Origin of the sequence: Streptomyces sennicomposti, assembly GCF_019890635.1 — a bacterium.
Taxonomy (GTDB): Bacteria; Actinomycetota; Actinomycetes; order Streptomycetales; family Streptomycetaceae; genus Streptomyces; species Streptomyces sennicomposti.
This window is the reverse complement of the sequence record NZ_JAIOAB010000076.1, coordinates 18,513-27,785: the sequence shown is the minus strand read 5'-3', so window position 1 is coordinate 27,785 and position 9,273 is coordinate 18,513. Positions and strand designations below refer to the sequence as shown.

7 protein-coding genes, 1 other RNA gene and 1 pseudogene are annotated in these 9,273 nt (G+C 74.2%); 4 read left to right on the top strand and 5 right to left on the bottom strand.

Going from position 1 to position 9,273, the window contains the following annotated elements; all coding sequences use genetic code 11:
- Positions 1-472 precede the first annotated feature (472 nt).
- Positions 473-1,744, bottom strand: a pseudogene (locus K7787_RS28595) (collagen-like triple helix repeat-containing protein); the annotation flags it as partial.
- 268 nt (positions 1,745-2,012) lie between these two features.
- On the opposite strand from K7787_RS28595, the gene K7787_RS28590 reads away from it, so the two are divergent.
- From K7787_RS28590 to K7787_RS28580, 3 genes are all read left to right on the top strand, one after another.
- Positions 2,013-2,855 carry a Nif3-like dinuclear metal center hexameric protein gene (locus K7787_RS28590; RefSeq protein WP_223003423.1) on the top strand — a complete coding sequence of 281 codons (843 nt, stop codon included), beginning with the start codon at positions 2,013-2,015 and terminating at the stop codon, positions 2,853-2,855.
- Between the two features lie 13 nt (positions 2,856-2,868).
- Positions 2,869-3,612: a zinc ribbon domain-containing protein gene (locus tag K7787_RS28585; protein WP_009188327.1), complete on the top strand. Its 744-nt coding sequence runs from the start codon at positions 2,869-2,871 to the stop codon at positions 3,610-3,612.
- Between the two features lie 91 nt (positions 3,613-3,703).
- A complete protein-coding gene (locus K7787_RS28580; protein WP_308036488.1) occupies positions 3,704-5,071 on the top strand; it encodes a bifunctional RNase H/acid phosphatase in 1,368 nt (455 codons plus the stop codon).
- 80 nt (positions 5,072-5,151) lie between these two features.
- Here the strand turns inward: K7787_RS28580 and eda are convergent, their stop codons facing one another.
- Both eda and yaaA read right to left on the bottom strand, forming a co-directional pair.
- Complete coding sequence (gene eda, locus K7787_RS28575) at positions 5,152-5,829, bottom strand: bifunctional 4-hydroxy-2-oxoglutarate aldolase/2-dehydro-3-deoxy-phosphogluconate aldolase (protein WP_223003422.1); 678 nt, start codon at positions 5,827-5,829, stop codon at positions 5,152-5,154.
- Between the two features lie 176 nt (positions 5,830-6,005).
- Positions 6,006-6,788 carry a peroxide stress protein YaaA gene (gene yaaA / locus K7787_RS28570; protein ID WP_223003421.1) on the bottom strand — a complete coding sequence of 261 codons (783 nt, stop codon included), beginning with the start codon at positions 6,786-6,788 and terminating at the stop codon, positions 6,006-6,008.
- Positions 6,789-6,921: 133 nt separating this feature from the next.
- On the opposite strand from yaaA, the gene rnpB reads away from it, so the two are divergent.
- Positions 6,922-7,325, top strand: an RNA gene (gene rnpB / locus K7787_RS28565) — RNase P RNA component class A.
- Between the two features lie 97 nt (positions 7,326-7,422).
- Here the strand turns inward: rnpB and K7787_RS28560 are convergent.
- Together K7787_RS28560 and K7787_RS28555 are read right to left on the bottom strand one after the other, a co-directional pair.
- The gene (locus tag K7787_RS28560) at positions 7,423-7,944 is read right to left on the bottom strand and encodes an NUDIX domain-containing protein (RefSeq protein WP_164387719.1); all 522 of its coding nucleotides are present in this window, start codon (positions 7,942-7,944) and stop codon (positions 7,423-7,425) included.
- On the bottom strand, positions 7,941-9,206 hold the full coding sequence (locus K7787_RS28555; RefSeq protein WP_247721370.1) for an NsdA family TPR-like regulatory protein: 1,266 nt from the start codon (positions 9,204-9,206) through the stop codon (positions 7,941-7,943). The genes K7787_RS28560 and K7787_RS28555 overlap by 4 nt, the downstream gene beginning before the upstream one ends.
- Positions 9,207-9,273 lie beyond the last annotated feature (67 nt).

The following is a 9,273-nucleotide window of genomic DNA, read 5'->3' as shown; positions in this document are numbered from 1 at the left end:
ACGCGCCCGGACCAGGCATCGAGGCGGGCATCGCGACTGGAGCGGGCACCGAGCCAGAGACCGGCACCGAGCCAGAGGCCAGTGCCGAGGCAGAGGCCAGTGCCGAGCCAGAGGCCGGAGCAGAGGTGGGAGCAGACGCCGGGCCCGGACCAGAGGCCGAGGCAGGGACCGCGACCGAGGCAGTCGCCGAGGCGGGGTCCGTAGCCTGAGCAGTCACCGAGACCGGACCAGCCGCCGAGACCGGACCAGTCACCGAGGCGTGACCAAGTCCGGTGGCAGGCACCGAGGCCCGACCCGGTACCGCGCCGGGACCAGGAGCCGAGGCGCGTTCAGGCACCGAGGCACCACCAGCCACCGAGGCACCCCCGGCCACCGAGGCACCCCCAGGCACCGAAGCGGCGGCTGGGGCGGCTGGGGCGGCAGACGCGGGCGACGCCCCCGCCGTCAGCGCCAACCGCGCCCCCAATGCACCCGGCACCCCCGGCGCACCCCGAGACCCAGGCGCACCCGGCACCCCAGGCGCACCCCGAGACCCCAGCGCACCCGACACCCCGGGCGCACCCGCCGTAACCGACGCCCCCCGCGCCCCGGGCGCACCCGGCGTACTCAACGCCCCCGGCGCGCGCCCAGCCGCGCGCGTCAACTCGCGCCCCGGCTCACGCCCCGGCTCATGCCCCGCCTCACGTCCCGGCGCGGGCCACCGCGCCACCCCGCACGGCACCGCCCGGGTGGCGTACGGCAGCCGCAGTACGCCCTCCTCGGTCCACAGGCCCGCGCCCGGCAGCCACCCCTCGGGCGCGGGCAGGTGCCGTACCCGGCGGTCGGCGGGGCGCCACACGCCCACCCAGTTGCCGTACGCGCCCTCGCAGCGCAGCGCCACCGCGCACTGTTCCGGCGTCAGCACCTGCCCGGGCTGGATCGCGAACGGCGTCACCGTGCAGTCCGGCAGCCGCAGGCACTGCGGGAACCGCACCGGCAGCGTGCTGCCGAGGACCCCCCAGCCGAGCCGGTACTGGCCGGGCGAGGGCGCGTCCGAGCGGATCAGCAGCAGCCCGCTGTCGAGGTCGGCCAGCAGCAGCCGGTCGTCGCTGTGCGGCGCGATCTGGAGCAGCGGCGAGACCGCGCCCCCGCGGCCGAGGTCCACCACGACCGTCTTGGTGCGTCCCGTGGTGCGCCGGTCCAGGGCCAGCAGCCGGCCGGCCCGGTCCAGCCAGACCCCGCCCGAGCAGTGGCCCTCCACCTCCGCCAGCAGCTCGGGCCCGAACGGGCCGCCCGCCACCAGCCACACCGCCGAGGAGCGCGAGCCCACGGCCAGGGCGTACGCCCGCTCGCCGCCGGGCGCCGGGGGCAGCAGCCGCAGCCGGGTGCCCTCCGGGGACTCCACGGCGCCGAGCGGCAGCTCGCCGGTGCCCGGGCCGGTCGGGTAGAGCAGCGAGAACGTGTTCCGGCCGGCCACCAGCCGCCGGATCAGGACCCGCCCGTCGCCCATCGGCTGCACCTCGGTGCCGGGCTCCTCGCCCTGGTCGCCGGGGAGCGGCACCGCGTACGGCTCGGGGCCGTCCAGCGTCCAGCGCTCCGGGTACCAGGAACCGCCGCCGCGCGCGAGCCGGGCGGCATAGGCTCCGTCCACCGTGATGGCGAAGCCGGCCGGTGGCGGACCGCCGTCCCCGTCGGCCGACGGCGACGGTGGGGCGCCCTCCTGTTCACGTGCGGCCGGGACCCCCGGAGAGGCACAGACTGTCATTGCTCGGTCACCTCCTGTGAGGACGCTAGTTTTCGTACGCACAGGCGGGGCTCCGGCGGGCGGAGGCTTCACACATACGGGTGTTCCAGGAACGATTCTCCTGAGAAAAGCGGAACGTTTGTGCTGGCCGTGAGCGAGTCCGGTCGCACGGGCGGCCCCGGTCCGGCCGGGACGCCCCCGCCGGCCGCCCGCGCGGCGCCCCGTACCGGCCCCACCGCCTCCACGGCGGCGGTTCTGCCGGGGCGAACACCCAGGTAGCCTTGCACTCGTGCCCCGTCTGTCTGAAGTCATCGCCGCGCTGGAGAACCTGTGGCCCGCCGAGCGGGCCGAGTCCTGGGACGCGGTCGGCACCGTCGTGGGCGACCCCGGCCAGGAGGTCACCCGGGTCCTGTTCGCCGTCGACCCGGTCCAGGAGATCGTCGACGAGGCGGTGAAGCTGGGCGCCGACCTGCTCGTCACCCACCACCCGCTCTATCTGCGCGGCACGACGACGGTGGCGGCCTCCACCTTCAAGGGCCGCGTCGTGCACACCCTGATCAAGCACGACGTCGCCCTGCACGTCGCCCACACCAACGCCGACACCGCCGACCCGGGCGTCAGCGACGCGCTGGCCGGCGCGCTGGACCTCCGGGTCGTACGCCCCCTGGTGCCCGACCCGACCGACCCGCAGGGCCGCCGGGGCCTGGGCCGGGTGTGCGAACTCGACCATCCGCTGACCGTCCGCGAGCTGGCCGCCCGCGCCGCCGAGCGGCTGCCCGCCACCGCGCAGGGCATCCGGGTCGCCGGCGACCCCGAGGCGCCGGTCCGCACGGTCGCCGTCAGCGGCGGCTCCGGCGACAGCCTCTTCGACGCCGTACGGGCCGCGGGTGTCGACGCGTTCCTCACCGCGGACCTGCGCCACCACCCGGTCTCCGAGGCCCGCGCCCACAGTCCCCTCGCGCTGCTCGACGCGGCGCACTGGGCCACCGAGTGGCCCTGGTGCGAGCTGGCCGCCGGCCAGCTCGACGAGATCTCCGACCGGAACGGATGGGACCTCAGGGTCCATGTCTCCAAGACGGTCACCGACCCCTGGACCGCCCACGCGGCGTCCACCGCCACCACCGACAACTAATGGGAGCCCCCAACTGAACGCCGCGCCCGCCGACCAGATCCGACTCCTCGACGTCCAGGCCCTCGACGTCCGCCTCCAGCAGCTCGCGCACAAGCGGAAGTCGCTGCCCGAGCACGCCGAGATCGAGTCGCTGACCAAGGACCTCACGCAGCTGCGCGACCTGCTCGTGGCCGCGCAGACCGAGGAGAGCGACTGCGCCCGCGAGCAGACCAAGGCCGAGCAGGACGTGGACCAGGTGCGCACCCGCGCCGCCCGCGACCAGAAGCGGCTGGACTCCGGCGCGGTCGGCTCCCCGAAGGACCTCGCCAACCTCCAGCACGAGATCGCCTCGCTCGCCAAGCGCCAGGGCGACCTGGAGGACGTCGTCCTGGAGGTCATGGAGCGCCGCGAGTCCGCGCAGGAGCGGGTCGCCGAGCTGACCGAGCGGGTGGCCTCCGTGCAGGCCAAGACCGACGACGCCGCCGCCCGCCGGGACGCCGCCTTCCAGGAGATCGACGGGGAGGTGGCGTCGGTGACCAAGGAGCGCGAGGTCGTCGCGGCCTCCGTCCCGGCGGACCTGCTCAAGCTGTACGACAAGCTGCGCGAGCAGCAGGGCGGCATCGGCGCGGCCAAGCTGTACCAGCGCACCTGCCAGGGCTGCCGCCAGGAACTGGCCATCACCGAGCTGAACGAGATCCGCTCGGCCGCGCCCGACACGGTGGTGCGCTGCGAGAACTGCCGCCGCATCCTGGTGCGCACCGCCGAGTCCGGCCTGTAGGGGGCGGCGGGGCGTGACGGGGTCGTCCGGCGCACAAGGCCCAGACGTACGGGGTTCGGGCGTGCAGGGTTCTGACGTACGAGGTTCGGGCGTGCAGGATTCTGACGCACGGGGCTCCGGCGCCCGGGGTACGGGCGTACGGGGCTCGGACGCAACGGGCTCTGGCGTACGGGAGTTCGTCGTCGAGGCCGACGGCGGGTCGCGGGGCAACCCGGGGCCCGCGGGCTACGGCGCGGTCGTCCTCGACCCGGCGACGGGCGAGGCGCTGGCGGAGGCGGCCGAGTACCTCGGCACGGTCACCAACAACGTCGCCGAGTACCGCGGCCTGCTGGCCGGCCTGCGCGCCGCGCACGCGCTGGACCCCGAGGCGCGCGTCCACGTCCGGATGGACTCCAAGCTCGTGGTCGAGCAGATGTCGGGCCGCTGGAAGATCAAGCACCCCGACCTCAAGCCGCTCGCCACGATGGCGGCCCGCGTCTTCCCGCCCGACCGGGTCACCTACGAGTGGATCCCGCGCGAACGCAACAAGCACGCCGACCGCCTGGCCAACGAGGCGATGGACGCGGGGGCGCGCGGCGAACAGTGGTCGCCGTCGGCGTCCACGGCGGCGCTGGACGCGGGGGCGCGGGACGCGGAGGCGCGGGACACCGCCGGTCCTGGAGCGCCTGGTCCGGGTGGGTCCGTTTCCCGTACGCCCGACCTGGACGCGCCCGCGCTCGGAGCGTCCGCCGAGGACACGGACGTCACCGCGCACGCGGACGCCGAAGCGAAGGCGGACGCCGACGCGCGGGCCGCGCGGGCCGTGGCCACGCCCGGGTGGGCGCCCGCCGACCTCGGGGCGCCGGCCACCCTCGTCCTGCTGCGGCACGGCGAGACGCCGCTGACTCCGCAGAAGCGGTTCTCCGGAAGCGGGGGCAGCGATCCGTCGCTGTCCGGCATCGGGCGCGAGCAGGCCGAGCGGGTCGCGGCGGCACTCGCCCGGCGCGGCACGATCCAGGCCGTCGTCGCCTCCCCGCTCGCCCGCACCCGCGAGACCGCCGGGATCGTCGCGGCCCGCCTCGGGCTGGACGTGGCGGTCGAGGACGGGCTGCGCGAGACGGACTTCGGCGCGTGGGAGGGCCTCACCTTCGCCGAGGTGAGCGAGCGCTACCCGGAGGACCTGAACGCCTGGCTCGCCTCCACCGAGGCGCGGCCGACCGGCGGCGGCGAGAGCTTCGCGACGACCGCGACCCGGATCGCCGCCACCCGCGACAAACTGGTCGCCGCGTACGCCGGCCGTACGGTCCTGCTGGTCACGCACGTCACGCCGATCAAGATGCTGGTCCGCCTGGCCCTCGGCGCCCCGCTGGAGTCGCTGTTCCGCATGGAGCTGTCGGCGGCCTCGCTGTCGGCGGTGGCGTACTACGCGGACGGCAACGCGAGCGTACGGCTGTTCAACGACACGTCGCACCTGCGCTGAGCGCGCATCGCCGACGCCGTGGCGCGCCCGCCCGTGGAGCGCGGGGCGGTACGCGCCCGGCGCGAGGCTCGGTGCAGGGCTCAGCGCGAGGCTCGGCGCAGGGTCGCCGCCTCGCCTGCCAGCCGCTCGATCCGGGCCCAGTCGCGGGCGGCGAGCGCGTCCGCCGGGACCATCCAACTCCCGCCCACGCAGCCGACGTTGGGCAGGGCGAGATAGTCGGGCGCGGTGTCCGGGCCGATGCCCCCGGTGGGGCAGAAGCGGGCCTGCGGCAGCGGCGCGGCGAGCGACTTCAGATAGGCGGTGCCGCCGGCCGCCTGTGCCGGGAAGAACTTCATCTCCCGCACCCCGCGCTCCAGCAGCGCCACCACCTCCGAGGCGGTCGAGACCCCCGGCAGGAACGGCACCCCGGACTCCGTCATGGCCGTCAGCAGGGTGTCCGTCCAGCCGGGGCTGACCAGGAACCGCGCCCCGGCCGACACGCACTGCGTCACCTGCGCCGGGGTGAGGACCGTACCGGCGCCCACCACCGCCTGCGGCACCTCGGAGGCGATCGCCCGGATGACCTCGGGGGCGGCGGGCGTGCGCAGGGTCACCTCGATCGCGGGCAGCCCCCCGGCCACCAGGGCCCGTGCCAGCGGCACGGCGAGGGCGACGTCGTCGAGGACGACCACCGGCACGACGGGGGCGAGGTTCAGCACGGAGGCGGGCGGCGTGGAGGAAGGCAGGGGTGTGGAGTCAGGCAGGGGAGTGGACGGCATGGCCACATCTTCCCGAGGCGGCGCACCCTGCGCAAAGAGCGTTGCGCATGCTGCAACGTGCTCGCCAGGTGGCCCTCAGCGCCCCGCAGCGCCCGCCCCGCCCCTCAGCGCACCTCCGTCACCAGCACGTCCAGCACCCCTCAGCGCACCTCAGTCACCAGCACGTCCAGCGCCCCTCAGTGGACCTCCGTAACGAGCACGTCCAGCGTCCACGCCTGCCCCGCCCGCTTCGGCGGCTCCGCCTCCACGACGTACCCGAGGTCGCGCAGCGCCTCCACCAGCTCGGCGGGGCCCTTCGGCGCCACCCCCTCGGTGAGCAGGCCGCGCACCAGCCGCCCCTTCGTCGCCTTGTTGAAGTGGCTGACCACCTTGCGGGTGGGCGCGTGCAGCACCCGTACGCTCGCGGTCCGCCCGGCGACCTCGCCCTTCGGCTTCCAGGCCGCCGCGTACGCCGCGGAGCGCAGGTCCAGCACCAGCCCGTCCCCGGCGGCCTCCGGCAGCACGGACGCCATCGGCGTACGCCAGTACGCGCCCAGCGCACCGAGCCCGGGCAGCTTCACGCCCATCGAACACCGGTAGGAGGGGATGCGGTCGCTCACCCGCACCGCGCCCCACAGCCCGGAGAACACGAGCAGCGAACGGGTCGCGCGCCGCTTGGCCGCCGCGTCGAGGGAGGCGAGGCCGAGGGCGTCGTAGAGGACGCCGGTGTAGACCTCGCCGGCGGGCCGGGTCCCGGCGGTGCGCAGCCCGGCGTTCTTGGCGACCTCGCCGCGCAGTCCCTCGCTCAGTCCGAGCACCTCGCGGGCCTTGTCCTCGTCGCCCCGGCACAGCTCGACCAGCTCACCGAGCACGGCCTCGCGAGCGGCGGTCAGCCCCGGCAGCGACAGCGACTCCAGCTCCAGCGAGGCGCCACGGCCGGGCGCGGCCTTGCCTTCGGACGGGGGCAACAGCACAAGCACGGGGTCTCTCCTTCATCGGCACTCCGCGCCAGGGTACTGAGGGGGGCGGTGTGCCACGATCGAGGGAACGGTTCCGATCTCTTCCCCGGGCAGGCGGGCTGACGCCGGGCGGTATCATGTCCGGTACGGCAGACGAGCCGGGCGGACGGCCGCGTGAGGTCCCTTACGGGACTTCCCGAGGAACGTCCGGGCTCCACAGGGCAGGGTGGTGGCTAACGGCCACCCGGGGTGACCCGCGGGACAGTGCCACAGAAAACAGACCGCCGGGGACCTCGGTCCTCGGTAAGGGTGAAACGGTGGTGTAAGAGACCACCAGTGCCCAGGGTGACCTGGGCAGCTAGGTAAACCCCACCCGGAGCAAGGTCAAAAGGAGCGCGGTGAAACGCGCTCTGCGCGGACGTTCGAGGGCTGCCCGCCCGAGTCCGCGGGTAGACCGCACGAGGCCGGCGGCAACGCCGGCCCTAGATGGATGGCCGTCACCGGAGGGCCCGCGAGGACCCCCCGGAACAGAACCCGGCGTACAGCCCGACTCGTCTGCCGCTTTCGGCTTCCGGCCGGCGGAAGAAGCCGGTCAGGTGCCGTTCTCCAGGGAAAGCAGCCGTGCCTCAAGCGCTGGGGCTGGGCGGCGCGATCTTCATATGAAGGGTGCGCCGTCGCGGAGGTACAGCGGCCGTCCCGCGTCCAGTGCCTTCAGTGCGTGCGCGAACCGGCGGCGGGTGCGGTCCCGGAGGCGTTCGGCGGCTTCGGCGGTCGTGACGAAGGCGGCTTCGGACAGCTCGTCGTCTCGTGGTCGTAGCCGGGCGGCCTGGTCCTCGTCCACGGTGCCGCCGTCGAAGACGAACGCGAGCTGATCGTCCCAGGGGCCGTGCGGGGCCACCCAGTCCACCACCAGCAGCGCGAGCAGCGTGAGGCGTACGCCGAGTTCCTCCATCAGCTCACGGCGTGCCGTGTCCTCGGGCGGCTCGTTGGCCTCCGCCATCCCGCCGGGCAGATCCCATCCCGGTTTGTAGGTGGGGTTCACCAGGAGCACACGGCCGGACGGGTCCCGCAGCAGCACGTCGGCCGCCACGCGCTTACGGGCCTGCTTGGCGTTGCCCTCCGCGAGGTACGCGTTCCACGCGTCGGCGTCGGAGGGATCGGGTGCTGTCGGCCTCATGGGGTGGTACCTCCCGGGGACGGCGGGATCAGATCGGCCAGCAGGAGCATTCTGGCGCGGCGCGCGTCATCGAACCGCACCAGGTACTCCCGGATCGGCGGATACCCGCGGTGCGGCTCCAGCAGCCGGCGTAGTGCGTCAAGCTGCCGCACCACCCGGACCGAACCGAGAGTCGGGCTCGTACGGAGCAATTCGTGACCGACGTTCACTGCGGCGTCCAGGTCCCGTCGGCGCACCTGGATGTCCACCAGACTGATCCGGCTGAGAGCCAGAGACCGCGCCCGCCCCGCCTCGCGCAGAGCAACAGCTTGTTCGGCGTGCGGCAGCGCCTCGTCGTACTGCTCCAGGTCACGCAGGACCAGAGCTGACTCGCTGGCCAGCGCGGCGGCGTCGAACGGGCTCAACCACGGATGATCGGCAGCGGGCGATGCTTCCAGGGCACGGTGTGCGGCCTCCAGCGCGCGGGTGGCCGCCACGCGCTGAGACGCCACCGCCAGCGCACGCGCCTGCATGGTGTGCAGCCGCGCTGTCAGTGCGGGAATGCGAGGCCCCCGCGCGGCCGGTTCGAGCCCGGTCCGTGCCCAGCCGACAGCCCCGGCCGCGTCGCCGGCCTCCAGTGCGAGGTGGCTGCGGCTCGCAGCGATGTGCGCGGCCAGCGGAAGGTCACCACAGGCGCGCGCCAAGGAGAGAGCTCGGGCGAAGTGTCTGGCCGCGCGATCGTCGTGACCGGAGTCGTGAGCCATCCAGCCCGCCATCTCGGTCAGCGCGGCCGCGGCGGCGAACACCTGCGGACCGCTGCCGATGTCGACCAGCCGGGGCGCCACCCGGTCCGACAGGTGCCGGACCACGGCCCCGTACAACCTGCCGCCGCCGGTCTGCCGGTCGGCGCTGCGGAAATGATCCATCGTCACCAGGTCGTCGCCGTCCGGCGGTGGCCGGTCCGTCCGCTCGTGCTCGTTGCTCGCGGGCACGGGTTCCCATGGGCGTCGAGCCAGTCCCAGCAGATGGCCGGGGAGGTGGAAGGCGTCGGCGATCTGCTCGAACAGGGTCAGCTTCTCCACCCGGCTCTTGCCGTTCATGTAGTCGTACAGCCGCCCCTGTGTGATGTCGACGGCAGCGGCGATGCGCCGCGTACTGACACCGCGCGCATTGAGCATCCGGAACACCGCGCCCATGTCCCGCTCGGCGCACGCAGTGATCAGGCGTTCATCCCCGAGCAGACCGGCGACGACCTCACGCGGGTTCGGTGACATACGGTTCATCGGCGCTTCCCCCGAGTAGCGAACGGAACGATGCTAAGGCCGACGCCGTTGCGCTGACTCCGGGTTG

Bases quoted from the DNA above. Each gene is read 5' to 3' on its own strand.
- eda (WP_223003422.1), bottom strand. From the start codon at position 5,829: ATGCCGTCCACTCCCCTGCCTGACTCCACACCCCTGCCTTCCTCCACG.
- K7787_RS28555 (WP_247721370.1), bottom strand. From the start codon at position 9,206: ATGAACCGTATGTCACCGAACCCGCGTGAGGTCGTCGCCGGTCTGCTC.
- K7787_RS28560 (WP_164387719.1), bottom strand. From the start codon at position 7,944: ATGAGGCCGACAGCACCCGATCCCTCCGACGCCGACGCGTGGAACGCG.